The 24,318-nt window shown below is 72.8% G+C and carries 26 protein-coding genes and 1 pseudogene; 21 read left to right on the top strand and 6 right to left on the bottom strand.

What is annotated here, in order from left to right; all coding sequences use genetic code 11:
* Nucleotides 1-211 (top strand): annotated as a pseudogene (locus tag EV699_RS20040) (AlgP family protein); the annotation flags it as partial.
* A 49-nt stretch (nt 212-260) separates the two neighbouring features.
* On the opposite strand, the gene EV699_RS18530 reads toward EV699_RS20040, so the two are convergent.
* Nucleotides 261-1,145: a phosphoribosylaminoimidazolesuccinocarboxamide synthase gene (locus EV699_RS18530; protein WP_132545611.1), complete on the bottom strand. Its 885-nt coding sequence runs from the start codon at nt 1,143-1,145 to the stop codon at nt 261-263.
* 84 nt (nt 1,146-1,229) lie between these two features.
* Complete coding sequence (locus EV699_RS18525; protein WP_132545609.1) at nt 1,230-3,320, bottom strand: hypothetical protein; 2,091 nt, start codon at nt 3,318-3,320, stop codon at nt 1,230-1,232.
* 139 nt (nt 3,321-3,459) lie between these two features.
* Between EV699_RS18525 and EV699_RS18520 the strand changes: the two genes are divergently transcribed.
* The 6 genes from EV699_RS18520 (at nt 3,460) to trpE (ending at nt 8,346) form a co-directional block, all read left to right on the top strand.
* On the top strand, nt 3,460-4,122 hold the full coding sequence (locus EV699_RS18520; RefSeq protein WP_165904206.1) for an energy-coupling factor ABC transporter permease: 663 nt from the start codon (nt 3,460-3,462) through the stop codon (nt 4,120-4,122).
* Nucleotides 4,123-4,148: 26 nt separating this feature from the next.
* Entirely contained in the window at nt 4,149-4,451 is a 303-nt protein-coding gene (locus EV699_RS18515) for a c-type cytochrome (RefSeq protein ID WP_132545605.1), read from the top strand.
* A complete protein-coding gene (gene djlA, locus EV699_RS18510; RefSeq protein ID WP_132545603.1) occupies nt 4,448-5,275 on the top strand; it encodes a co-chaperone DjlA in 828 nt (275 codons plus the stop codon). Before EV699_RS18515 ends, djlA begins: the two co-directional genes overlap by 4 nt.
* A gap of 72 nt (nt 5,276-5,347) precedes the next feature.
* Nucleotides 5,348-6,037: a ribulose-phosphate 3-epimerase gene (gene rpe, locus EV699_RS18505; RefSeq protein ID WP_132545601.1), complete on the top strand. Its 690-nt coding sequence runs from the start codon at nt 5,348-5,350 to the stop codon at nt 6,035-6,037.
* Entirely contained in the window at nt 6,034-6,711 is a 678-nt protein-coding gene (locus tag EV699_RS18500) for a phosphoglycolate phosphatase (RefSeq protein WP_132545599.1), read from the top strand. The genes rpe and EV699_RS18500 overlap by 4 nt, the downstream gene beginning before the upstream one ends.
* A gap of 153 nt (nt 6,712-6,864) precedes the next feature.
* Nucleotides 6,865-8,346 (top strand): anthranilate synthase component I, encoded by a 1,482-nt coding sequence (trpE, locus tag EV699_RS18495; protein ID WP_132545597.1) that lies wholly within the window; start codon nt 6,865-6,867, stop codon nt 8,344-8,346.
* Nucleotides 8,347-8,367: 21 nt separating this feature from the next.
* Here the strand turns inward: trpE and EV699_RS18490 are convergent, their stop codons facing one another.
* Complete coding sequence (locus EV699_RS18490) at nt 8,368-10,575, bottom strand: patatin-like phospholipase family protein (protein WP_132545595.1); 2,208 nt, start codon at nt 10,573-10,575, stop codon at nt 8,368-8,370.
* Between the two features lie 238 nt (nt 10,576-10,813).
* Here EV699_RS18490 and cbiB point away from each other — a divergent pair, with 238 nt between their 5' ends.
* The 14 genes from cbiB (at nt 10,814) to ureC (ending at nt 22,579) form a co-directional block, all read left to right on the top strand.
* Nucleotides 10,814-11,767 carry an adenosylcobinamide-phosphate synthase CbiB gene (gene cbiB, locus EV699_RS18485; protein ID WP_132545593.1) on the top strand — a complete coding sequence of 318 codons (954 nt, stop codon included), beginning with the start codon at nt 10,814-10,816 and terminating at the stop codon, nt 11,765-11,767.
* The gene (gene cobD / locus EV699_RS18480) at nt 11,760-12,761 is read left to right on the top strand and encodes a threonine-phosphate decarboxylase CobD (RefSeq protein WP_132545591.1); all 1,002 of its coding nucleotides are present in this window, start codon (nt 11,760-11,762) and stop codon (nt 12,759-12,761) included. Before cbiB ends, cobD begins: the two co-directional genes overlap by 8 nt.
* Nucleotides 12,761-13,651: a cobalamin-binding protein gene (locus EV699_RS18475; protein ID WP_132545589.1), complete on the top strand. Its 891-nt coding sequence runs from the start codon at nt 12,761-12,763 to the stop codon at nt 13,649-13,651. Before cobD ends, EV699_RS18475 begins: the two co-directional genes overlap by 1 nt.
* 309 nt (nt 13,652-13,960) lie before the next feature.
* Nucleotides 13,961-14,125 (top strand): DUF1328 domain-containing protein, encoded by a 165-nt coding sequence (locus EV699_RS18470; protein ID WP_132545613.1) that lies wholly within the window; start codon nt 13,961-13,963, stop codon nt 14,123-14,125.
* Nucleotides 14,126-14,165: 40 nt separating this feature from the next.
* A complete protein-coding gene (locus EV699_RS20350; RefSeq protein ID WP_132545587.1) occupies nt 14,166-14,726 on the top strand; it encodes a BON domain-containing protein in 561 nt (186 codons plus the stop codon).
* 106 nt (nt 14,727-14,832) lie between these two features.
* Entirely contained in the window at nt 14,833-15,600 is a 768-nt protein-coding gene (locus tag EV699_RS18460; protein ID WP_132545585.1) for a ParA family protein, read from the top strand.
* A 21-nt stretch (nt 15,601-15,621) separates the two neighbouring features.
* Nucleotides 15,622-15,966 carry a RidA family protein gene (locus EV699_RS18455; protein ID WP_132545583.1) on the top strand — a complete coding sequence of 115 codons (345 nt, stop codon included), beginning with the start codon at nt 15,622-15,624 and terminating at the stop codon, nt 15,964-15,966.
* A gap of 84 nt (nt 15,967-16,050) precedes the next feature.
* Nucleotides 16,051-17,781 (top strand): gamma-glutamyltransferase, encoded by a 1,731-nt coding sequence (ggt, locus tag EV699_RS18450; protein WP_132545581.1) that lies wholly within the window; start codon nt 16,051-16,053, stop codon nt 17,779-17,781.
* A 16-nt stretch (nt 17,782-17,797) separates the two neighbouring features.
* The gene (locus EV699_RS18445) at nt 17,798-18,247 is read left to right on the top strand and encodes a YchJ family protein (protein ID WP_132545579.1); all 450 of its coding nucleotides are present in this window, start codon (nt 17,798-17,800) and stop codon (nt 18,245-18,247) included.
* 542 nt (nt 18,248-18,789) lie between these two features.
* Nucleotides 18,790-19,371 carry a HupE/UreJ family protein gene (locus EV699_RS18440; protein ID WP_132545577.1) on the top strand — a complete coding sequence of 194 codons (582 nt, stop codon included), beginning with the start codon at nt 18,790-18,792 and terminating at the stop codon, nt 19,369-19,371.
* Between the two features lies 1 nt (nt 19,372).
* Nucleotides 19,373-20,227, top strand: coding sequence for an urease accessory protein UreD (locus EV699_RS18435; RefSeq protein WP_132545575.1), 855 nt, complete (start codon nt 19,373-19,375; stop codon nt 20,225-20,227).
* Between the two features lie 27 nt (nt 20,228-20,254).
* Nucleotides 20,255-20,557: an urease subunit gamma gene (gene ureA / locus EV699_RS18430; protein ID WP_132545573.1), complete on the top strand. Its 303-nt coding sequence runs from the start codon at nt 20,255-20,257 to the stop codon at nt 20,555-20,557.
* Between the two features lie 10 nt (nt 20,558-20,567).
* Nucleotides 20,568-20,873 (top strand): urease subunit beta, encoded by a 306-nt coding sequence (locus EV699_RS18425; protein WP_132545571.1) that lies wholly within the window; start codon nt 20,568-20,570, stop codon nt 20,871-20,873.
* The gene (gene ureC / locus EV699_RS18420) at nt 20,873-22,579 is read left to right on the top strand and encodes an urease subunit alpha (RefSeq protein WP_207923026.1); all 1,707 of its coding nucleotides are present in this window, start codon (nt 20,873-20,875) and stop codon (nt 22,577-22,579) included. Before EV699_RS18425 ends, ureC begins: the two co-directional genes overlap by 1 nt.
* Before the next feature lie 188 nt (nt 22,580-22,767).
* Here the strand turns inward: ureC and EV699_RS18415 are convergent, their stop codons facing one another.
* From EV699_RS18415 to EV699_RS18405, 3 genes are all read right to left on the bottom strand, one after another.
* The gene (locus tag EV699_RS18415) at nt 22,768-23,280 is read right to left on the bottom strand and encodes a hypothetical protein (RefSeq protein ID WP_132545567.1); all 513 of its coding nucleotides are present in this window, start codon (nt 23,278-23,280) and stop codon (nt 22,768-22,770) included.
* Between the two features lie 134 nt (nt 23,281-23,414).
* Nucleotides 23,415-23,825 carry a hypothetical protein gene (locus tag EV699_RS18410; RefSeq protein ID WP_132545565.1) on the bottom strand — a complete coding sequence of 137 codons (411 nt, stop codon included), beginning with the start codon at nt 23,823-23,825 and terminating at the stop codon, nt 23,415-23,417.
* Nucleotides 23,822-24,318: tetratricopeptide repeat protein (locus EV699_RS18405; RefSeq protein WP_132545563.1), on the bottom strand; the 497-nt coding region annotated here is incomplete at its 5' end. The genes EV699_RS18405 and EV699_RS18410, both read right to left, overlap by 4 nt.

Raw genomic sequence — 24,318 nt, 5'->3', positions numbered from 1 at the left:
CGTCTTCACCGAGGCCGCGCTGGCCCGCGTCGCCACCGAAACCGCCGCCAAGGCCGCCGCCGCCATCGCCTCCAGAGCCGCCAGAGAAGCGGCCAAGGCGGAGACGGCCAAGGAGGTCGCCGACGACGCCGACAGGCCGGCGCGCCCGGCCGGCGGCGAGGCGCTGCCGCTCGCCGACGCCCAGCCCGCGGCCGGGCAGCGGCACCACTGAGCGGGGCCCCCGCGCGCGGCGTCGGTCACGCCGCGCGCGGGCGGGCGCCTCAGGCGGTCAGCCGCGTCAGCGCCTCGCGGTACTTGGCGGCGGTCTTGGCGAGGATCTCCTCGGGCAGCGCCGGGCCGGGTGCCTGCTTGTTCCAGTCGAGCGTCTCCAGGTAGTCGCGCACGAACTGCTTGTCGAAGCTCGGCGGATTGCTGCCGCTGCGGTACCGGTCGGCGGGCCAGAAGCGCGAGGAGTCGGGGGTCAGCGCCTCGTCCATCAGCACCAGTTCGCCGCCCTCGCCGAGCCCGAACTCGAACTTGGTGTCGGCGATGATGATGCCGCGGGTGAGCGCGTAGGCCGCCGCCTCGCGGTACAGCGCCAGGCTGACGTCGCGCACCTGCGCGGCGCGCGCCGCGCCGATGCGCGCGGCGATGACCTCGAAGCTGACGTTCTCGTCGTGGTCGCCGACCGCGGCCTTGGTCGACGGCGTGAAGATCGGCTCGGGCAGGCGCTCGGCGAGCCTGAGCCCCGCCGGCAGCGCCACGCCGCACACCGCGCCGGTATGCTGATAGTCCTTCCAGCCCGAACCGATGATGTAGCCGCGCACGATGGCCTCGACCGGCAGCGGGTCGAGGCGGCGCGCGACCACCGCCTGGCCGGCCACGCGCGCGCGTTCGGCGGGGTCCGGCAGGGCCTGTTCGAGGCTGACCGTGGCCAGGTCGAGGTGGTTGCGGATGATGTGGCGGGTGCGCGCGAACCAGAAGTTCGAGATCGCCGTGAGCAGCGCGCCCTTGCCCGGCACCGGGGTCGGCAGCACCACGTCGAAGGCCGACAGCCGGTCGGTGGCGACGATCAGGATGTGCGCCGCGTCGATCGCGTACACGTCGCGGACCTTGCCGCGATACACCAGCGGCAGGCTGTCGATAGCGGGGGCGGATTCGGTCACGGGTCGGTCCTCGGCAGCCGTACGGTAGGGGCGCGCGCAATCTACGCGCGCACTCCCGGGGCTGCAACGCGCCGCCGGCGCGGTTCAGGCGGTCAGCCCGGTGAGGCTCACGATCAGCGCGACCGCCAGCAGCAGGCCGAAGAAGCGGTGCAGGTGGAAGTAGCACCACGCCGGCCCGCCGACGCGCCAGCCGGAATCGATCTCGCGGTACTGCTGCTCGTCGATCCGCGGCAGCGGCAGGAGCCCGGACAGCTTGGGGAACAGCGTGTCGATCATCGGGATCAGCGCCTGCACGCTGTACTTGCAGCGCCGCGCCAGCGTCCACGGCTCGGGCAGTGCACTCCTGGCCCAGCGCCGCGCCGCGAACGCCGTGCCGAGCACGATCAGCACCACGATCGGCACGATCGCACGCTCCTTGCGGTAGCCGAAGCCGGTCAGCACGCGCTCGACCCAGCCCCAGGCCCAGCCGAGCGACGGCGGGCGGGCATCGAGTTCGCGCACGCGCATCGCATACAGCACCTCGCTGGCGGCATCGCCGCGCCCGGCGGCGCGCAGGCGATCGGCGAGCTGCTGGTAGGGCAGCCGGGAGAAGTGCGCCTGGCGTCCCACCCAGGCGGCCCAGTCGCCGCCGTCGCGCTGCGCCGCGGCGCCGAGCTGGGCATAGCTGAAGCCGTTGAGGCCGAGCCGTGCCGGCCAGCCGGGGGTTGCCGCCTGCGGGCAGTCGGCGCCGCCCGCCGCCGCAGCAGCAGCGGCGCCCTCGTCGCTGAAGCGCTGCACCGCGGCATTGGTCAGGTCGAGCGTCGCGCCGTCGCGCCAGCGCGTTCCCGCCAGGTCCAGCGTGCCGCCGATCGCCGCCGCGGTCAGGTCGACGGAGGGCCAGCACGCCCCCTGCAGCACCACTTCGCCGGCCTTGAGCCCGCGCCCCGACACCCGGTTCTGCTCCGGCCCCGCCGTCTGTTCCGGCTTCGATTCGCGTGGCGCGGAAGGCATGCAGCTCGCCTGCGGCCCCGCTTCGCCGGTCCTGGGTCCGCGCTCCGACACCGACACGCGCAGCGCGAGGCGGTGGCCGACCTCGGCCTCGTCGAGCCGCACGTTGCCGGCCACCTCGACCTGCTCGACCAGCAGGCTGTTGCCGACCCGGACGCCACGCAGGTCGAGGGTGTCGAGCCGCGCCTGCCACAGCCTGAGCGTATCGTCGACGCGCGCGCCGCCGAGGCACAGCCGGGTCGCGTCGGCACGCGGCCCGGCCAGTTCGCCCAGATCGAGTGCGCCGGCGATGTTCGCGTGTTCGAGCTGCAGCAGCTCGCTGCGCGCGCTGCGCAGGCGCACCGCTCCACCGACCTCCAGGCCGGGCAGGTACGCGGGCGCGGTGAACTGCGCGCCGTCGCCCTCGAGATCGCCGGCGATGTGGCTGCCGTAGAGCGCGATGCCGGCGAAGCGCCCGTCGACCAGGTGCAGGTGCTGGCCCACGTGCAGGTTGATCAGCTTGGTCGGCTCCGCCGCCGGCGGCGGGTCCGCCAGCACCGGCGCGCCGGCGTACCAGGGGCGCAGGGCGGCGAGCGCGGCGCGTTCGCCGGCATCGGGCGGGCGCGTGCGCGACAGGTCGAGCGAACGGTCGACGTCCAGGCTGTAGAGGTCGAGCGCCGCCAGCGCATTGCGCTGCAGGTCGAGTTCGCCGTCGACGCGGCTGCGCTTGATCTCCAGCGTGCCGCCGAAGGTGCCGTAGACCAGGTGCACCGACTGCCCGAAGTGGCTCTCGGCGATGCTCAGGCCGCCTTTGAAGCGCGCGCCGGTGATCACCAGCCGGGCGCGGGTGTCGATGCCGTTGACGTACACCGGCAGCGGGAAATCGCCGCCGATGATGTACACGCCGAGCGCGCCGATCGCGCGCTCGCACGCCGCCACCCCGAACAGCGTCTGCAGGAACCACGGCCCGAGCTGCTGCGCGCCCGGATCGGTGCGGGCACTCCGCGGATCGGGCTGCGGTTCGAGCAGGTTGATGGCCTCGCCGCGGCGGATCGCCTCCCAGGCGAGCTGCTCGCCGCGCGACCAGGCGCCGTAGGCCGGGCCGTAGGGCGGGCCGTCGCCGAGCGGGCAGGTATCGGCCGCCAGCGCCGCGCTGGCGAAGCCGGACAGTACCCCGCAGGCGAGGATCAACGAACGGACGACCGGCATGCTGCATCCCCCGGGCCGGTGCGGCGCCGGCGCTCCACCCGGTATAGCAGGCCGGCACCGCGCGCCGGCGAAGATCGCGGCGCTTTTGCGGTCTCAGCAGGAAGGGCACCGCCCGCCCCGCTCCGGTAGAGTACGCGCCATGAACCTGCCGCCCGACCTGCTGCCCGCCTGGCTGCTCCTCGCCGCCCACGCCCTGCTCGCGCTGGTGGTGGCGGTTGCGGTACGCGCGGCGCCGTGGCGCTCGCTCGCCGGCAACGGCCTCGAACACGTGTTCGGCGGCGCGCTGGTGGCGCTCGCGCTGCTGTGGAACCTGGAGGCCGGCGTGCAGCCGGGGCTCGGCTTCCACTTCCTCGGCGTGACGGTGCTCACGCTGATGTTCGGCTGGTCGCTCGCCAGCGTCGGCACGGTGCTGGTCGGGCTCCTGCTGTGCCTGCTCGGGCGCGGCGAGCCGGCCACGCTCGGCATCGACCTGCTGCTCACCGCGGTGCTGCCGGTCACCGTCAGCCACTACGTGCAGCGGCTGGTGACCGAGCGCCTGCCGCACAACCCGTTCATCTACATCTTTCTCGGCGGCTTCGCCGGCGCCATCGTCGCCGGCCTCGCGACCGTGCTCGCGCTGAGCGCCGTGCTGGTCGCGAGCGGCGGCTACGCGTTCGGGCGCATCGCCAGTGACTACCTGCCGTTCCTGCCGCTATACCTGTTCCCGGAAGGACTGATGAACGGCATGCTGACGAGCGTCTTCGTCGGCATGCGCCCCGGCTGGCTGCGCAGCTACGACGAAGACAGCTACCTGAAGTCCTGAACCACCACCCTGCCGGGAGCCCGCCGATGAAAGCCCTGCCCTGCCTCGCGCTGCTGCTCGCCCCGTGTCTCGCGCTGGGCGCCGCCGGCGACCCGCACGCCGGCAAGGCGGTCGCCGGCGTCTGCGTGGCCTGCCACGGCCCCGCCGGCATCAGCGGCAATCCGGAGTGGCCCAATCTCGCCGGGCAGAAGGGACCATACCTGGCACTGCAGCTGCGCGCCTTTCGCGACGGCGGGCGCCAGCATCCCCTGATGTCGCCGATCGCCAAGGGCCTGAGCGATGCCGACATCGACAACCTCGCAGCCTATTTCAGTGGTCTGAAACCATGATCGGAATGTTTTTCGGTGCCGGCACCTTCCCCGCGGGCCTCGGCACGCTGTTCGGCGGCAGCGTCGGTTTCATGATGGGGGGGCCGCTCGGTGCCATGTTCGGCGCCGCCTTCGGCCAGAACTTCGACCGCGGCATCGAGGCGCTGGGCGCCGAAGCCTCGCCGCAGGCCCAGGCCCAGGCGGCCTTCCTGGTCACCACCTTCGCCGTCATGGGCGCCGTGGCGAAGGCCGACGGGCGCGTGTCGGAGGCCGAGATCGCCCTCGCCCGCGGCATGATGGAGCGCCTCGGGCTCGACCCGGCGCAGCGCCGCGCGGCGATCGCCTGCTTCACCCAGGGCAAGTCGCCGGAGTTCCCGCTCGACGCGACGCTGGCGAGCTTCGCCCGCAGTTGCCAGCCGTGGCCGACGCTCGCGCGCAGCTGCATCGAGATGCAGTTCGCCACCGCCTGGGCCGACGGCGAGCCGGCCGCCGCGGCGCTCGCGCTGATCGCCCGCGTCGCCGCGCAGCTCGGGCTGTCGCCGGCCGCGCACGCCGAGATCGAGCGCCGCGCGCGCGCGCACCACCGCCCCGAGCCCGAAGCCGAGGAGGCGCTCCCGCACACGCCGCCCGGCACGCTCGCCGCCGCCTACGCCGAACTCGGCGTCGAGATGAACGCCAGCGACGCCGAGGTCACCCGCGCCTACCGCCTGCTGCTGAGCCGCCACCACCCCGACAAGCTGGTCGGCGCCGCCGAGACCGTGCTGAAGTGCGCCGCCGAGCGCACCCACGCGGTGGTGAGCGCCTACGAGCGCATCCGCGCCGCGCGCACCTCGGCGGCCGCCTGAGCGGGTGACCGCCACGGCCGCCATCGGCTACAGTCGCGGACCCGCCCGCACCCCGGCCCGAGGCCCGGTCTCATGACGGATTACCTGATCGCCCCTTCCATCCTCTCGGCCGACTTCGCCCGCCTCGGCGAGGAAGTCGACCGCGTGCTCGCGGCCGGCGCCGACATCGTGCACTTCGACGTGATGGACAACCACTACGTGCCCAACCTCACCATCGGCCCGCTGGTGTGCGAGGCGCTGCGCAAGCACGGCGTCAGCGCGCCGATCGACGTGCACCTGATGGTCGAGCCGGTCGACGCGCTGGTGCCGATGTTCGCCAAGGCCGGCGCGAGCTGGATCACCTTCCACCCCGAGGCCTCGCGCCACGTCGACCGCACGCTGCAGCTGATCCGCGACCACGGCTGCAAGGCCGGGCTGGTGTTCAACCCCGCGACCCCGCTCGGCCACCTCGACTACGTGCTCGACAAGCTCGACGTGGTGCTGCTGATGTCGGTCAACCCCGGCTTCGGCGGCCAGCGCTTCATCCCCGCCACCCTCGCCAAGATCGCCGAGGCGCGGCACATAATCGACGCCAGCGGCCGGCCGATCCGGCTGGAGGTCGACGGCGGCGTCAAGCTCGACAACATCGCCGAGGTCGCCGCCGCCGGCGCCGACACCTTCGTCGCCGGCTCGGCGATCTTCGGCACCCCCGACTACGCCGCCACCGTCGCGGCGATGCGCGCCGCGCTCGCCGGCGTGCCCTGCCCGGCGGTGCCGGCATGATGTTCCGCGACATCGAAGCGGTGTTCTTCGACCTCGACGGCACCCTGGTCGACAGCGTTCCCGACATCGCCAACGTCGTCGACCTGCTGCTGGACGAACTCGGCCTGCCGCGGCGCGGCGAGGCGCGCGTGCGCACCTGGGTCGGCAACGGCTCCGACGTGCTGCTGCGCCGCGCCCTCACCGACTCGATGGACGCCGCCGCCGACCCGGCGCTGCTGGAGCAGGCGCGCCCGCGCTACCGCCGCCTCTACGCCGCCAACGTCTGCCTGCACAGCCGCCTCTACCCCGGCGTGCACGAGGGCCTCGCCGAACTCGCCGCGCGCGGCCTGCCGCTCGCCTGCGTCACCAACAAACCGGCCGAGCTCGCCGGGCCGCTGCTCGAGCGCATCGGCATCGGCGCCTACTTCGCCACGCTGGTCGGTGGCGAATGCGCGCCGGCGGCCAAGCCCGCGCCCGACGCGCTGCTGCTCGCCGCCGAGCGCCTCGGCCTGGACGTCACCCGCGCGCTGATGGTCGGCGACTCGATGAACGACGTCGGTGCCGCGCGCAACGCCGGCTGCCCGGTGGCCTGCGTGCCCTACGGCTACAACCACGGCCACGACATCCGCGATGCCGCGCCCGACGTGGTGGTCGAAACCCTCGCCGAACTGCCGGCGCTGATCGCCCGCCGATGATGCCGACCGAGAGCCAGCCGCTGGACCTGCGATGGCGGCGCTGAGCCGCCGCTGAACGCGCCTCCCCCGCCGCGCGGCGAAGGAGGCGCGCGCCCGCATCCCTTCCGGCCCCGCCCCGGCGGCGGGGCGACACCGACAGGCAAAGGTCCGATCTTGAACGCAGAACTGTTCAGCGCCCTGGTCGCGCAGGGCTACAACCGCATCCCGGTCGCGCGCGAAGTGCTCGCCGACCTCGACACCCCGCTCTCGGTCTACCTCAAGCTCGCCGACGGCCCCTACTCGTACCTGCTCGAATCGGTGCACGGCGGCGAGAAGTGGGGGCGCTACTCGATGATCGGCCTGCCGGCGCGCAGCCTGCTGCGCGTGCGCGGCCACACGGTCACGCTGGAGACCGCCGGCGAGGTGGTCGAGCGCGCGACGGTCGCCGACCCGCTCGCCTGGATCGAGGCCTTCCACGCCCGCTACCGCGTCCCCGACAACCTGCCCGGCCTGCCGCGCTTCGCCGGCGGCCTGGTCGGCTACTTCGGCTACGACATCGTGCGCTACGTCGAAGCGCGGCTCGCCACCTGCCCCAACCCCGACCCGCTCGACAACCCCGACGTGCTGCTGCTGGTCAGCGAGGACGTGGTGGTGTTCGACAACCTCGCCGGCAGGCTCTACGTGATCACCCAGGTCGACCCGGCGGTCGAGGACTACGCCCGGGCCGAGGCCCGGCTCGATGCGCTGGTCGGGCGCCTGCGCGACACCCACCCGCGCTACCGCACGCTGGCCGGGGAGGCCGCCGAGGTCGGCGAGCAGGACTTCCAGGCGAGCTTCACGCGCGAGGGCTTCGAGGCCGCGGTGCGGCGCATCCAGGCCTACATCCACGCCGGCGACTGCATGCAGGTGGTGCCCTCGCAGCGCATGAGCATCCCGTTCGGTGCCGAGCCGCTCGACCTGTACCGGGCGCTGCGCACGATCAACCCGTCGCCGTACATGTTCTTCTTCAACTTCGGCGACTTCCACGTGGTCGGCTCCAGCCCGGAGATCCTCACCCGCGTCGAGGACGGCCTGGTCACCGTGCGGCCGATCGCCGGCACCCGTCCGCGCGGCGCCACCGAGGCCGAGGACGCCCGCCTCGCCGATGAGCTGCTGGCCGACCCGAAGGAGATCGCCGAGCACGTGATGCTGATCGACCTCGGCCGCAACGACGTCGGCCGCGTCAGCACGATCGGCAGCGTCAAGGTCACCGAGCGCCTGGTGATCGAGCGCTACTCGCACGTGATGCACATCGTCTCCAACGTCACCGGCCGGCTCAAACCGGGGCTGTCGGCGCTCGACGTGCTGCGCGCGGTGCACCCGGCCGGCACGCTGAGCGGCGCGCCGAAGATCCGCGCGATGGAGATCATCGACGAGCTCGAACCGGTCAAGCGCGGCGTCTACGGCGGCGCGGTGGGCTACCTGTCGTGGTCGGGCAACATGGACACCGCGATCGCGATCCGCACCGCGGTGATCAAGGGCGGCACGCTGCACGTGCAGGCCGGCGCCGGCATCGTCGCCGACTCGGTACCCGCCACCGAGTGGGAGGAGACCCTCAACAAGCGCCGCGCGATGTTCCGCGCCGTGGCGATGGCCGAGCGCGGGCTGGGCGGCTGACGCCCCCTGCCCGCGCCGCGCTCAGGGCGTGCCGATCGACAGGTAGACGTTGGTCGAACCGTTCGGCGCGTAGCCGATGCCGAACAGGACGGGGCCGAGCGGCGTCTCGCCGCCGGCGTAGACCGCGAACGAGCTCTGCCAGCCGTCCAGTTCGGTCTCGGTGAAGCGCCCGTCGACCTTGCCGGCCTCCAGCGCGGCGCCGACGCGCAGGTCGCCGCGGATGCCGAGCGGGAACTGCCCGACGATCTTCTCCAGGCGCACGCTGCCGTAGTACGCGGCGTCGCCGATGATCTGGTCGGGGGCGAAGCCGGACAGGTTCAGGAAGCCGCCGAGCGCCACCGGATCGAAGTTCGGCAGCCGGCCCTTCGGTGAACCCGCCGCGTACACGCGCCCCGACAGCACGTAGTCGCCGCTGTGCTGCGCCGCGCGCAGGTCCGCCGTGGCCTTGCCGTAATCCTCGCCGGGCGATTCGAAGTAGCTGGCCTTCGCCGACCAGCCCTGGGTCGGCAGGTACAGGCGGTCGAACTGGTCGAAATCCAGCTCCGCCATCCAGCCGCCGAAACGCTTGTCGCCCTCGGGGAGCAGCGGCGAGCCGGTGTCGAGGCTCGCCTCCCGGCGGCGGTCGACCCAGCCGAAGCGCACCGGCCCGAGCAGGCCGACGTTGATGCCCGCGAGCAGGTCGACGCGCAGTTCGTCGGCCTTGTAGTCGGCCAGCTTGTCGTTGTTCTGGTAGAGCCCGAACTGCTCGCGCTGGTAGACCAGCCGGGTGTCGATGAAGTAGCGCTGCGCCGCGTCGAGCGGCTGGTAGAACTCGGTGAAGACCTTGGGCTCGTTGCCGATCTGCACCCCGCCCAGCCACTCGCCGCCGAAGCTGTTGAGCCAGGTCTTGTCGTAGGCCACGCGCAGGTTGTAGACCGACTCCTCGCCCATCAGCGAATTCAGGTGCACGCCGAAGCGCAGGTAATCGGGGCCGAACTGCTTCTCCAGCGGCGTCACCCGCAGGATGTTCTTGTCCCGCGTCGGCAGCAGCGAGTAGTCGACGTTCTGGTACTCGCCGTCGCCGTAGATGCGGCCGACGTCGCCCTCCAGCCGCGCGAGGTCGAGCGGCGCCCCGCTGTAGCCCTGCAGGTGGCGCTGCACGTAGGCCGGGTTGACCCGGTGCAGCTCGGCGATCTCGACCGCGCCCACCGTCGGCGGCGCCCCGCGCGGCGCGGCGACGTGCGCCCACCAGTCCTGGTACTGCCGCTCGCCCACGCTCAGCGCGCGCAGCCGCGGGATCATCGCCGCGGCGGCGACGCGCCCGCGCTCGGCCGTCTCGGCATAGCGCTCGAAGTCGGCCGCGGTGATGCCGTCGAGGTCCGGCTTGATGTAGATGTCCCGGGGCCTGAGGGTGGCCAGCGAGCGGGTGACGTTCTGCTCGGTCAGGATGTTGACCATCTGCGCCGACACCGACAGCACGCCGCCGATCTCCTCGGGCTTCAGCAGCGGCGAGCCGACGTTGACGGCGATGACCACGTCGGCCCTGCACAGCTCACGCACCTCGTCGATCGGGACGTTGTCGACCAGGCCGCCGTCGACCAGCAGGCGGCTGTCGTCCTTCACCGGCGCCATCAGCCCGGGCACCGACATGCTGGCGCGCATCGCCTTGGTCAGGCTGCCGCTGCGGAACGCCACCTTGTTGCCGGTCACCAGGTCGGTCGAGACGATCGACAGCGGCAGCCGCAGCCGCTCGATCTGCGGGTCGCCGTACTCGCTGTGCACCAGGCGGTTGAAGAACAGCTTGATCTTCTGCCCGTCGAGGACGCCCGACAGCGACTCCACGCCGTCCTCGGTGACGCCCATCTCCGCGCCCGGCACGAAGCGCCGCGACAGGTACTTCTTGCGTGAATTGAGGTTCGACGTGTCCGGGTTGTCCTTGAACATGTCGCGCCAGTTGGCCTCGGCGAGGGCCGTCTTCATCTCGTCCGGGCTCAAGCCGGCCGCGAAGGCCCCCGAAACCAGCCCGCCCATGCTGGTGCCGGCCACGCAGTCGACCGGGATGCGCTGCTCGCGGAGCACTTCGAGCACGCCGATGTGCGCCGCGCCGCGGGCACCGCCGCCGCCGAGCACGAGGCCGACGCGCGGGCGCTCCGCCGCGGCCGCCGGCGTGGCGCCGAACGCCAGCAGGGCCGCGAGACCGATCAGCAGCACGCGCCCGAGCAGGGACCTGGCCGACGCAGACTCGTTCATGGGCGGGCACTCCAGGGCAGCCGAAGGCGGCATCCTTCGGGTGAGGTCGCGTGATCGCATCGTCAGTTCGCCGCCGCCCCGTGCCGTCACCCGCAGGTCGGGGCCCGGCGCGGCGGCAGGCGCCGCAGAGCTTGCAGGCATCACCGGATGAAGTCGAGCGGCCAGCGGCGGCGCACGACGCCCGCCGGAGCGCTCCGCTACACTCCCCCTCCCCGACCACCGCCCCAAGCCCCGACCGATGACCCTCGGCCTTTCCGTCCTGTGCGCGCTCGCGCTCGACCGCCTGCTCGGCGAGCCGCGCCGCGGCCACCCGCTGGTCGGCTTCGGCACCTTCGCCGCCGCGCTCGAAGCCGCCGGCTACGGTCCGCCGCAGGCGGCGCGGCCCGCGCGGCGCCTGCGCGGGCTCGCCGCCTGGGCGCTCGCGGTGCTGCCGTGGGTGGTGCTCACCGGCTGGCTGGCGCCACCGCAGTGGGGGCCGTTCCACGACGGCGGGCGGGTGTCCTTCGTCGCCGTGCTGCTCGGCGTGCTCGCGCTCTACCTCGCGCTGGGCGGGCGGGCGCTGGCGGAACACGCGCGGCCGGTGGCGGCGGCGCTCGCGGCGGGCGACCTCGCCGGCGCGCGGCAGGCGGTGGCGCGGATCGTCAGCCGCGACACCGCGCCGATGGACGCCGCCGCCGTCAGCACGGCGACGGTCGAGTCGGTGCTCGAGAACGGCTGCGACGCGGTGTTCGGCGCGCTGTTCTGGTTCGCGCTCGCCGGCGCGCCCGGCGTGGTGCTGTACCGCCTCGCCAACACGCTGGACGCGATGTGGGGCTACCGCAACGCGCGCTACGCCGATTTCGGCTGGGCCGCCGCACGGCTCGACGACCTCCTCAACCTCGCCCCGGCGCGGCTCACCGCGCTCGCCTACGCGCTGGCCGGCCGGCGCGCGCAGGCGCTGCGCTGCTGGCGCACGCAGGGCCGGCAGTGGAAGAGCCCCAACGCCGGGCCGGTGATGGCGGCCGGCGCCGGCGCGCTCGGCGTGCGCATCGGCGGGCCGGCGCGCTACGGCGGCGAGTGGCAGGCCCGCCCGGTGCTCGGCGAGGGGCCGCAGGCGCGGCCCGCCGACATCGGCCGTGCGCTGGGCCTGGTCGACCGCGCCACCGCGCTGTGGCTGCTGGCGCTCGTGCTCGGGAGCTGGATCGGTGCTTGAGCACGGCGGGGCGCTGAACGCCGCCGCGGCGCGCTTCGGCATCGCGCGCGCGGACTGGCTCGACCTGTCGACCGGCATCAACCCGCAGGGCTGGCCGCTGCCGCCGGTGCCGGCCGCGGCGTGGCAGCGCCTGCCCGAGCCCGACGACGGCCTGCTCGACGCCGCCGCCGGCTACTACGGCACCCCGCACCTGCTGGCGGTGGCGGGCTCGCAGGCGGCGCTCCGCGCGCTGCCGCGGCTGCGTCCGCGCAGCCGGGTCGGTGTGCTGGCGCAGGTCTATGCCGAGCACGCCGCGGCCTGGGACGCCGCCGGGCACGCGGTGCTCACGCTCGCCGGCGCGGCGATCGAGGACGCGCTCGAGCGGCTCGACGTGCTGGTGCTGGTCAACCCCGCCAACCCGAGCGGCGAGACCTTCGCACCCGAGCGGCTGCGCGACTGGCACGCGCGGCTCGCCGCGCGCGGCGGCTGGCTGGTGGTCGACGAGGCCTTCATCGACGCCACCCCGGCGGCGAGCCTGGCGCCGCACGCCGGGCCGCCCGGGCTGGTGGTGCTGCGCTCGTTCGGCAAGTTCTTCGGGCTCGCCGGCGCGCGCGTCGGCTTCGTCGCCGCCGCGCCGGCGCTGTGCGCGGCGCTCGATGCCGCGCTCGGCCCGTGGACCGTGGCCGGGCCGGCGCGCTGGGTGGCCGCGCGCGCGCTCGCCGACCGCGCCTGGCAGGCGGCGACGCGCCCGCGCCTCGCCGCCGACAGCGCGCGGCTGGCGGCGACGCTCGCCGCCGCGGGCCTGCCCCCCACCGGCGGCACCGCGCTGTTCCAGTACCTGCACCACCCCCGCGCCGAGGCGCTGGCCGAGGCGCTCGCCCGGCGCGGCGTGCTGGTGCGCCGCTTCGCCGCGCCGGCGGCGCTGCGCGTTGGCCTGCCGCCGGACGCGGCCGGGCACGCACGGTTCGCCGCGGCGCTGGCCGAGGCGCTGGCGGCGTCCGCGGCGGGCACCTGATGCGCGCCGTCCGCTGGTGCCTGCTCGCGGCGGCGCTGCTCGCCGCCACCGCCCGCGCCGAGGTGCAGGTGACCGACGCCAGCGGCCAGCGCGTGCACCTCGCCCAACCGGCGAAGCGCATCGTCAGCCTGGCGCCGCACGTGACCGAGCTGCTCTACGCCGCCGGCGCCGGCGCGCAGGTGGTCGGCGTGGTGCAGTTCAGCGACTACCCGCCCGAGGCGCGGCGGGTGCCGCAGGTGGGCAGCTACACCGGCTTCGACCTCGAAGCGGTGCTCGCGCTCGCCCCCGATCTGATGGTCGGCTGGTCCAGCGGCAACCCGCCGAACCCGCTCCAACAGCTCGAAGCGCTGGGCCTGCCGGTGTACCGCAGCGAGCCGCGGCACCTCGGCGACATCGCCGACGACATCGAGCGCCTCGGCGTGCTCGCCGGCACCGAGGCGGTGGCGCAGCCGGCGGCGGCGGCCTTCCGCGCGCGCCTGGCGACGCTGCGCGCGCGCTACGCCGGGCGCCGCCCGGTGCGGGTGTTCTACCAGGTGTGGAACCAGCCGCTGTACACGCTGAACGGCGAGCACCTGATCAGCGAGCTGCTCGCGGCCTGCGGCGGCGTGAACGTGTTCGCCGCGCTGCCGGCGCTGGCGGCCCAGGTGAACGTCGAAGCGGTGCTCGCGGCCGACCCCGAGGCGATCATCGCCGCCGGCATGGCCGAGGCGAACGTCGACTGGCTCGATGCGTGGCGCCGCTGGCCGCAGCTCGCGGCGGCGGCGCGCGGCAACCTGTTCCTGGTGCACCCGGACCTGCTCAACCGCCACGGCCCGCGCGTGCTCGACGGCATGGAGCAGATCTGCACGGCGCTCGACACCGCCCGCAGCCGCGGCGACGCCCCGCGCTGACGCCCCGGCAGGTGTCTGTCGCCGAGCGACGACAGCGCGTCGCGGCCCCAACGGCGCGGGCTCGCGCCGATACGAACCACGGTTCCGGCCCGGCGACCGCCTGACCTGTCGCCGACAGGCGACGTTTACCGCCCCGAACACCCCCGCCGGATCCCGCCACGACCGCTGCCGGCCTGCGAAACATCGATTCAACATATTGATATAAAATAATTTTTTGATTTTGTGGCACGTCCCTTGGAGGTTTTTCCTCACGGCCGAAGCGACGCCCACCGGCCGCGGCAGTAAATCGGGCGCATGGAGGCTCGCACCATGCTCAGCTACTCGATCCTGTTCCTCATCATCGCGCTGGTGGCCGGCGTGCTCGGCTTCGGTGGCATCGCCGGCACCGCGACCTGGATCGCGCACGTCCTGTTCGTGATCTTCCTCGTGCTGTTCATCGTCTCGCTGCTGCGCGGGCACATCCGCATCGACTGAGCGCGCGACGTCCCGATCACGACATAAGGAGACCACCACCATGAACCGCAAGCTCCGTTCGCATGCCCTCGCCGCCAGCCTCGTCCTCGCCGTGCCGCTGCTGCCCGCGTGCAGCAGCACGCCGACGCAGGAGAGCGCCGGCCAGTTCATCGACAGTTCCGTGCTGACCGCCAAGGTCAAGTCCGCGCTCGCCGAGGACCCGATGACCGACGCGCTGGAGATCGGCGTGGAGACCTACAAGGGCAAGGTGCAGCTCTCGGGCTTCGTCGACGACACCCGGCAGAAGCTGCGCGCCGAGCAGGTGGCGCGCCGCGTCGACGGCGTGGTCGGCGTCGACAACGGCCTGGTCGTGCAGCCGCGCTCGCAGAGCGTGGGCGAGTACGTCGACGACGCCACGCTGACCGCGCGCGTCAAGGCGCGCATCGCCGAAGACCCGCGCCTCAACCCCTTCGTGATCGGCGTCGAGACCCAGCGCGGCGTGGTGCAGCTGTCGGGCTTCGTCGATGACCGCAGCACGCGCACGCTCGCCACGCGCGTGGCGAGCAACACCCCCGGCATCAAGGGGGTACGCAACAGCCTCGCGCTGAAGCCGGCGAGCTGAGCGCACCCCGCGCCGGCACGGTGCCCCGCCGCAGGCGCCGTGCCGGCAAATCGACGCTACGCCCCGCCGCGGCTACACTGCCGCCGCCATCGAACGGGGGGTTCTCATGCGGCGCGTCGTGTTCAACCAGAAGGGCGGGGTCGGCAAGTCGACGATCGCCTGCAACCTCGCGGCGATCAGCGCCGCCCGCGGCCAGCGCACCCTGCTGGTCGATCTCGACCCGCAGGCGAACTCGACGCACTACCTGCTCGGTGCGAAAGCCGCCGACACGCTCGACGCGACCCTCGCCAATTTCTTCGAAGATCTGCTGTCGTTCAGGTTTAACCCGCCGGGGCCGGAGACCTTCGCCAGGCCGACGCCCTACCCGCGGCTGTCGGTGATGCCCTCGCACGCGCGGCTCGAGGAGCTCCAGGGCAAGCTCGAATCGCGCTACAAGATGTTCAAGCTGAAGGAGGCGCTGGAGTCGCTGAAGGGCTTCGACGCGATCTTCATCGACACCCCGCCGGCGCTTAACTTCTACACGCGATCGGCGCTGATCGCGTCGCAACGCTGCCTGATCCCGTTCGACTGCGACACCTTCTCGCGCCGTGCGCTGTACGCGCTGCTCGACAACGTGCGCGAGATCCAGTCCGACCACAACCGCGCGCTGGTGGTCGAGGGCATCGTCGTCAACCAGTTCCAGAACCAGGCCAGGCTGCCGCGCCAGCTCGTCGACGAACTCAAGGCCGAGGGCCTGCCGGTGCTCGACGCCTTCCTGTCGAGTTCGGTCAAGATCCGCGAATCGCACGAACGCGCCGCACCGATGATCCACTTCGAGCCGCGCCACAAGCTCACGCAGGAATTCGAGGCGCTGTACGCGCTGCTGCGCCCCTGAGAGCCCCCACCGGAGACCCCCATGCCGCAGTATCTGGAACCCGAAGTGCGCTACTCCGAAGCCGTGGTCCACGGCGACACCGTCTACCTCGCCGGGCAGGTGCCCGAGACGCTCGACGGCGACATCGGCGTGCAGACGCGCGAGGTCTGCGCGGCGATCGACCGCGGCCTGGCACTCGCCGGCAGCGACAAGCGCAAGCTGCTGTCGGCGACCGTCTACCTGCGCGACATGGCCGACTACGCCGGCATGAACGCGGTGTGGGACGCCTGGCTCGCACCCGGCCCCGGCCCGGCGCGCGCCTGCGTGCGTGCCGAGATGGCAGACCCCGCCTACCGCGTCGAGATCATGGTGGTCGCCGCGCGCTGAGCGCGCGCCGCGCGGCGCCGCTATCCTCCCCTGCCAGGCACCGGCGCATGGGTCGCGCCGGGCCCGACGTCAGGAGACGCAAGCATGCGGATAGCGAAGTCCATCGGCGCACTGGTGCTCGCCTGCGCCGGCGCGCTCGCCTGGGCCACCGATCAGGCCCCGGAAGCGGCGAGCGGTTACACCGAAAAGCACGCGGTCACCGCACACACGTTCATGGTCGCCGCGGCGAACCCGCTCGCGGTCGACGCCGGCGTGGCCATGCTGAAGCGCGGCGGCAGCGCCGTCGACGCGGCGATCGCCACGCAGCTCGTGCTGAACCTGGTCGAGCCGCAGTCCTCCGGGATCGGCGGCGGCGCCTTCATGCTCTTCCACGATGCCGCGCAAAACCGCCTGATCACCTACGACGGGCGTGAAACCGCGCCCCGGGCGGCGACGCCCGAGATGTTCCTCGGCGCCGACGGCAAGCCGGTGGCGTTCTACGACGCCGTCGTCGGCGGCAGGTCGGTCGGCGTGCCCGGCACCCTGCGCCTGCTCGAAACCGCGCACCGCGCCCACGGGCGCCTGCCCTGGGCGCAGCTGTTCGAGCCGGCGATCGCGCTCGCCGAGCAGGGCTTCGCGGTGTCGCCGCGCCTCGCCGGGGCGATCGCGCGCGAGCAGCACCTGCTGCGCGAGCCGGCCCGCAGCTACTTCTTCCACGCCGACGGCAGCCCGCTCAAGGCCGGCGAGCAGCTGCGCAACCCGGCCTTCGCCGAGGTGCTGAAGCTGGTCGCCGCCCGCGGCGCCGATGCCTTCTACCAGGGCGAGATCGCCCGCAACATCGTGCGCAGCGTGCGCGAGCACCCGACCAACCCCGGCACGATGACCGAGGAGGATCTCGCCCGCTACACGGTGAAGGTGCGCGAGCCGGTGTGCGGCGCCTACCGGCAGTTCCGCGTCTGCGGCATGGGGCCGCCGAGCTCGGGCGGGGTCGCGCTGCTGCAGATCCTCGGCGTGCTCGAACGCTTCCCGGTCGGCCGCTGGGCGCCGGATTCGGTCGACGCCGTGCACTACTTCAGCGAGGCGGGGCGGCTCGCCTACGCCGACCGCAACCGCTACCTCGCCGACCCCGATTTCGTGCCGGTGCCGGCGGGGCTGCTCGACCGCGGCTACCTCGCCGCGCGCTCGCAGCTGATCCGCGACGACGCCTCGCTCGGCAAGGCCGAGCCGGGCACGCCGCCGGCGCAGGCGGCGTGGCGCTTCGGCGAGGCCGCGGCGCTCGAACGCCCGTCGACCAGCCACATCAGCGTCGTCGACGCCGCCGGCAACGCGGTGTCGATGACCACGACGATCGAGGACGGCTTCGGCAGCCGGCAGATGGTGCGCGGCTTCCTGCTCAACAACGAACTCACCGACTTCGCCTTCGCGCCGGTCGTCGACGGCCAGCCGGTCGCCAACCGCATCGAGCCCGGCAAGCGCCCGCGCAGTTCGATGGCGCCGACGATCGTCTACGACGCCGACGGCCGCCTGCGGCTGGTGATCGGCTCGCCCGGTGGCAGCGCGATCATCAACTACGTCGCCAAGAGCGTCATCGGCGTGCTCGACTGGCAGCTCGACGTGCAGCAGGCGATCAGCCTGCCCAACGTCGGCAGCCGCAACGGCCCCACCGAACTCGAGGAGGGCAGCGCCGCGGCCGGCCTGCAGGTGGCGCTCGAAAAACGCGGCCACACGGTCAAGGTCATCGAGTTCAACAGCGGCGTGCAGGGCATCGAGCGCATCCCCGACGGCTGGCGCGGCGGCGCCGACCCGCGCCGCGAAGGCATCGCCGCCGGCGACTGAACGCGGCCCCACGCCCATGCCCCGCCCCGCCGCCGACCCCTGCCCCTGCGGCTCCGCGCAGCCCTACGCCGCCTGCTGCGGCCCCTGCCACAGCGGCGCGCGCCCGGCGGCGACCGCCGAAGCGCTGATGCGCGCCCGCTACAGCGCCTTCGTGCGCCGCGACGCCGCCTTCCTGCTCGCCACCTGGCACCCGTCCACGCGCCCGCCGGTGCTCGACTTCGCCGGCGACCGCACGCAGTGGCTGGGACTCAAGGTGCTCGCGGCGCGCGGCGGCCCGCATGATGCCGAAGGCGTGGTCGAGTTCGTCGCCCGCAGCCGGCTCGGCGGGCGCGCGCAGCGCCTGCACGAGCAGAGCCGCTTCGTGCGGCTGCACGGCGCCTGGGTCTACCTCGACGGCGACTTCCCGGAACGCGCGCAAAAAGAAGGCCGGGACACGGGTCCCGGCCAAACCACCAAAGGAGGATGAGGAGAAACATCCGTAGATGTCGAGGTGCAGTGTAGGGCCACCCCACACAAGATCAAACGACAAAAAACACTGCCATAAATGAAAAAAGCTCATGAGCCGACGGCAAAGACGGATGAACGCGCAAAAAAGAAGGCCGGTCATGCGACCGGCCAAACTAACCACCAAGGAGATGAAGAGAGGAGAACATCCGAGGATGTTGCAGTGCAGTATAGCAGGATGCTGCACTGCGTCAATCGCTGCATTGCAACATGACGATCAAGCGTGCAGACGGCCGATCGCCGTGCACCCCATTGGCATCGGGACCCGGCGCCTCGCTGCACCAATCAGGTGCATTCGCACAGGCAATGCCCCATCAGTGGGCACCATGCGGCGCGATCGCCGGCGCATCGCCACCACAAGGGGCTCCCTACAGCGCCCCGCAACTGCGCCAAGCACTTGAGGCGCGCCGCCAGCGCGCACACCGTGCGCTGGCGACGGCATCCGTCCACGCGCATGGCGTGGTTTCTGCAAAGGCTCAACCGCAACAACGAGAGGAGAATCGCATGTCGATACGTCGGGCTGCGTGGGTGGCGGGTTTGTCGGGCATCGCCACGGTGGCGCACGCGCACACCGGGGTCGGTGCGACCGCGGGGTTCATGGCCGGTGTCGGGCACCCGCTCGGCGGTCTCGACCACCTGCTGGCGATGCTGGCCGTCGGGCTGTGGGCAGCACAGCTCGGTGGCAGCGCCGCCTGGAAGGTACCGCTCGCGTTCGTCAGCCTGCTGCTGGTCGGCGCCGGCCTCGGCTCCGCCGGCGCGCCGCTGCCGCTGGTCGAGCCGGGCATCGTCGGCTCGGTGATCGTGATGGGCGGGCTGATCGCCTGCGCGGCGCGCCTGCCGACGGCGGTCGGCCTGGCGCTCGTCGGCGTGTTCGCGCTGTTCCACGGCCATGCGCACGGCAGCGAGATGCCGGTCGACGCGAGCGGGCTGCTGTACGGCATGGGGTTCGCGCTCGCGACCGCCGCCCTGCACGCGACCGGCGTCGGCATCGGGCAACTGACCCGGCGCGTCGCGGCCGGGCGCTGGCTGCGGCTCGCCGGCGTGCTGATCGCCGGCAGCGGAGTGGCCCTCGGCGTCGGCCTGTAAGGTGCGCGGACTGCCCGCGGCGGCCCCCGATACCGGCTGGCGCGCACGCCTCGACCTGGGCTTCGCGCCGACGCCCGGCCCGCAGGCGCGCCGCACCCGCCTGGTGCGCGCCGAACACAGCGGCCCGCTGCAGGTGCAGCGGCCGTTCTACCCCGAGCGCGACGGCACCTGCCACGTGGTGATCCTGCACCCGCCGGGCGGCGTGGTCGGCGGCGACCGGCTGCGGCTCGACGCCGCGCTGGCGGGCGACTGCGGCGCGCTGCTGACGACCCCGTCGGCGGCGCGCTTCTACCGCAGCGCCGGGGCGGCGGCGGTGCAGGAGCAGACCTTCCGGGTGGCGCCCGGCGCCGGCCTCGAATGGCTGCCGCAGGAGACGATCCTGTTCGAGGGCGCGCGGGTGACGACGACCACGCGCATCGAACTCGCCGGCGATGCGCGCTGCCTTGCCTGGGAGATCACCTGCCTGGGACGGCCGGCGGCCGGCGAGGGCTTCGCCCGCGGCGCGCTCGACCAGCACATCGAACTGTGGCGCGACGGCGCCCCGCTGTACCTCGAACGCAGCCGCGTCGCCGGCGGCAGCGAGGCGCAGGCGGCGGCGTGGGGCTTCGGCGGCGAGGCGGTGTGCGCGACCCTGCTCGCCACCGTCGATGCCGCCGACGCCTGCGACGCGGCCCGCGAGGCACTCGGCGACACCGCCGGGCGCTGCGCCGCCACCCAGTGTGACGGCCTGCTGCTGCTGCGCTACCGCGGCCCGTCCGCGGCCGAGGCGCGCGCCCGCTTCATCGCCGTGTGGCAGGCGCTGCGCCCGGCCGTGCTCGGCAAGGCCGCGGTCCTGCCGCGCATCTGGCATTCCTGAACCTCTGCGAAGGGCGGCATCGACACGATGGAACTCACCCCCCGAGAAAAAGACAAGCTGCTGCTGTTCACCGCGGGCCTGCTCGCCGAGCGGCGCAAGGCACGCGGCCTGAAGCTCAACTACCCCGAGGCCGTGGCCTACCTGTCGCTGCAGCTCGTCGAGGGCGCGCGCGACGGCAGGAGCGTGGCCGAGCTGATGGGCTGGGGCCGCACCCTGCTCGGCCGCGACGACGTCATGGACGGCGTCGCCGAGCTGATCCACGAGGTGCAGATCGAAGCCACCTTCCCCGACGGCACCAAGCTCGTCACCGTGCACGAGCCCATCGCGTGAGGCCGCAACCATGATCCCCGGTGAACTCTTCGTCGACGACGGCGAGATCGAACTCAACGCCGGCCGCGCGCGGCTGGCGCTCGACGTCGCCAATGCCGGCGACCGGCCGATCCAGGTCGGCTCGCACTACCACTTCTTCGAGACCAACCCGGCGCTGATCTTCGACCGCGCCGCCGCGCGCGGCATGCGCCTCGACATCCCCGCCGGCACCGCGGTGCGCTTCGAGCCCGGGCAGACGCGCAGCGTGGTGCTGGTGGCCTACGCCGGCCTGCGGCGCGTGTACGGCTTTCGCGGCGACGTGATGGGAGACCTCTGATGGCACGCATCACCCGCCAGGCCTACGCCGAGATGTACGGCCCCACCACCGGCGACCGCCTGCGCCTCGCCGACACCGAGCTCCTGATCGAGATCGAGCGCGACTTCACCGTCTACGGCGACGAGGTGAAGTTCGGCGGCGGCAAGGTGATCCGCGACGGCATGGGGCAGAGCCAGGTCACCAACGCCGCCGGCGCGATGGACACGGTGATCACCAACGCGGTGATCCTCGACCACTGGGGCATCGTCAAGGCCGACATCGGCCTCAAGGACGGGCGCATCGCCGCGATCGGCAAGGCCGGCAACCCCGACGTGCAGCCGGGCGTGACCGTCGTCATCGGCCCCGGCACCGAGGCGATCGCCGGCGAAGGCATGATCGTGACCGCCGGCGGCATCGACACCCACATCCACTTCATCTGCCCGCAGCAGATCGAAGAGGCGCTGATGTCGGGCGTCACCACGATGATCGGCGGCGGCACCGGGCCGGCCACCGGCACCAACGCCACCACCTGCACGCCGGGGCCGTGGTACCTGCAGCGCATGCTGCAGGCCGCCGAGGCCTTCCCGATGAACCTCGGCTTCCTCGGCAAGGGCAACGCCAGCCTGCCGGAGTCGCTGCGCGAGCAGGTCGAGGCCGGCGCGATCGGCCTCAAGCTGCACGAGGACTGGGGCACCACGCCGGCGGCGATCGACTGCTGCCTGAGCGTGGCCGAGGAATACGACGTGCAGGTGGCGATCCACACCGACACGCTGAACGAGTCGGGCTTCGTCGAGGACACCATCGCCGCGTTCAAGGGCCGCGCGATCCACACCTACCACACCGAGGGCGCCGGCGGCGGCCACGCCCCCGACATCATCAAGGTCTGCGGCCAGGGCAACGTGCTGCCCTCCTCCACCAACCCGACGCGCCCGTACACGGTGAACACCGTCGACGAGCACCTCGACATGCTGATGGTCTGCCACCACCTCGACCCGAGCATCCCCGAGGACGTGGCCTTCGCCGACTCGCGCATCCGCCGCGAGACCATCGCCGCCGAGGACATCCTGCACGACCTCGGCGCCTTCTCGATGCTGTCGTCGGACTCGCAGGCGATGGGGCGCGTCGGCGAGGTCATCACCCGCACCTGGCAGACCGCGCACAAGATGAAGGTGCAGCGCGGCGCACTCGCCGCCGACTCCGCGCGCGCCGACAACCTCCGCGCCCGCCGCTACGTCGCCAAGTACACGATCAACCCGGCGATCACCCACGGCATCGCGCACGAGGTCGGCTCGGTCGAGGTCGGCAAGCTCGCCGACCTGGTGCTGTGGCGCCCGGCGTTCTTCGGCGCCAAGCCGTCGCTGATCATCAAGGGCGGCATGATCGTCGCCGCGCCGATGGGCGACGCCAACGCGAGCATCCCGACGCCGCAGCCGGTGCATTCGCGGCCGATGTTCGGCGCCTTCGGCGGCGCGCTCGGCGCCACCGCGCTGACCTTCGTGTCGCAGGCCGCGCTCGCCGCCGGCACGCTCGACCACCTCGGCCTGCGCCGGCGGCTGGTCGCGGTGCGCGACACCCGCCGCATCGGCAAGCGCGACATGATCCTCAACGACGCCACCCCGCACATGGAGGTCGACCCGCAGACCTACGAGGTGCGCGCCGACGGCGAGTTGCTGGTGTGCGAGGCGGCGACGGTGCTGCCGCTGGCGCAGCGCTACTTCCTGTTCTGAACCGTCGGCCCCGGGGCGGGGCAGCATGCGGTTGGGGTTTGCGTGTGCTCACCCCAAGCTGCCGGGCCCCGATCCAAACCGCCCATCTGGCCGCCTGAGGCCAGGGTAACGGCCCCCATCGCGGCTGCAGGGTTTACCGGGGTCGCTTGCAGGCCGATGCGTCGACGCACGCCACCGCGCTCCGCTGCTCAGAACTTCAGCGCCGATTTCTCGTACCGCGCCCACGGCAATCCGTGCGGCTGGGTCTTGATGTTGCAAAGCGCCGCCAGGAATCCCCCCTCGTGATCGACGATCCACGAATCGCCGCGCTCGGCGGTCGCGAGCAGGCGGCCCTTGGCGTCGTTCGAGCGGGCGATGACCACAAACCAGAGCTCATCGGCATTGAAGGCGTGCAGCTTGTTGACGTCCGTGAGCATCGCCTGATCCAGCGACATGCCCGCGAACTTGCCGTCCTTCTTGTTCTCGACCTTCAGTTCGACCGCGTACTTGCGGCCGTCATGAGTGAAGCCGAAATCGCAGTGCTCCTGCGAGCCCGGGTAGGCCAGTTCGCGCGCATCGGTGATCCCGTAGCCGCTGCGCAGGAACGCCGCAATGACGACCTGCGCGTGGATTTCCCACGCCGCACCGCTTTCCCAGCCCTCCTCATAACTGCCCCGCCCGGCGCCCTGCATCACCAGGTTCAGGAAATCGGCTTCGGTCATCGTCCTGCCCTCGCATGACCCGTCATGGGTCGGTTCAATCGCCTTCGCCCGGCTCGATCGCCGGGCCCTTTCCGCAGCCTCCCACCCTACGGGTTACGGGACTGCACCCCGCTCTCACCCGCCCGGCGGCACGTTCAACCGATGTCGACCTGGTTCCCATGCCCGCTGAGCTGCACGCCCTGGTTGCCGATGCCGGTCTGCGTGAGCGTCTGCGTCGTGACCGCGCCGCGCGCGCCAGCCCGGTCGAGCCACTGCTTGAGCTCCGTGGCCAGCGCCGGGTCGGCCTCCAGCGCCTTGCGCAACTGCTTGCGGAAGTCGGCCTGATTGTCGGGGTCGGCGGGCCTGGCTTCGAGGTCCTTGACGGCCGCCGCCGCCGCCGGCGTCGGCAGCAGCCGGCCCTTCAGCCAGCTCCAGGCCCCGAGCATGGCGGCGGCCGCGTCGGCGCCGACCTGCGCCGTGAGCTTGTCGGCGCCCTGCTGGAGCACCTTCACCGCGAGCTCGGTGGCGGGCGCGGCAAGGGCGATGAGGCTGGTCAGGTCGGTCACGGGGTTTCTCCTTGATCGTCGGATCGAGCGGATTGCCATCGCTGCCACGCAGCGAGGATGTCGGGCAGGCACGCGAGATCGGGCTCCCGCCCGAGGGCCCCGGCCAGCTCGAAATAGTGGCGCAGCATCGGCTCCATCCAGCCGGCGAACGCCGCCGGCAGGCGCAGGAAGAAAGGCCCCAGCCGCTCGACTGCCTCGCGCGCGGCCTCCAGCGCCGCCTCGCGCTGGCCGAGCGCGCTGAGGCGAAGGGCGAGGTTGTTGAGCGAGGCCGCCAGGTCGGGGGTGAAGGCGTCGGGCCGGCTGGCGGCGAGCGCACGGTAGAGGCTGACCGCCTCGCGCGCGGCCTCCAGCGCCGCCTCGCGCTGGCCGAGGTCGCTGAGGAAGCTGGCGAGGTTGTTGAGCGAGCCCGCCAGGTCGGGGGTGAAGGCGTCGGGCCGGCTGGCGGCGAGCGCACGGTAGAGGCTGACCGCCTCGCGCGCGGCCTCCAGCGCCG

Source organism: Plasticicumulans lactativorans (genome assembly GCF_004341245.1).
Taxonomy (GTDB): Bacteria; Pseudomonadota; Gammaproteobacteria; order Competibacterales; family Competibacteraceae; genus Plasticicumulans_A; species Plasticicumulans_A lactativorans.
Note: the sequence above shows the minus strand (reverse complement) of the source record. Positions and strands in the feature narration are given on the sequence as shown.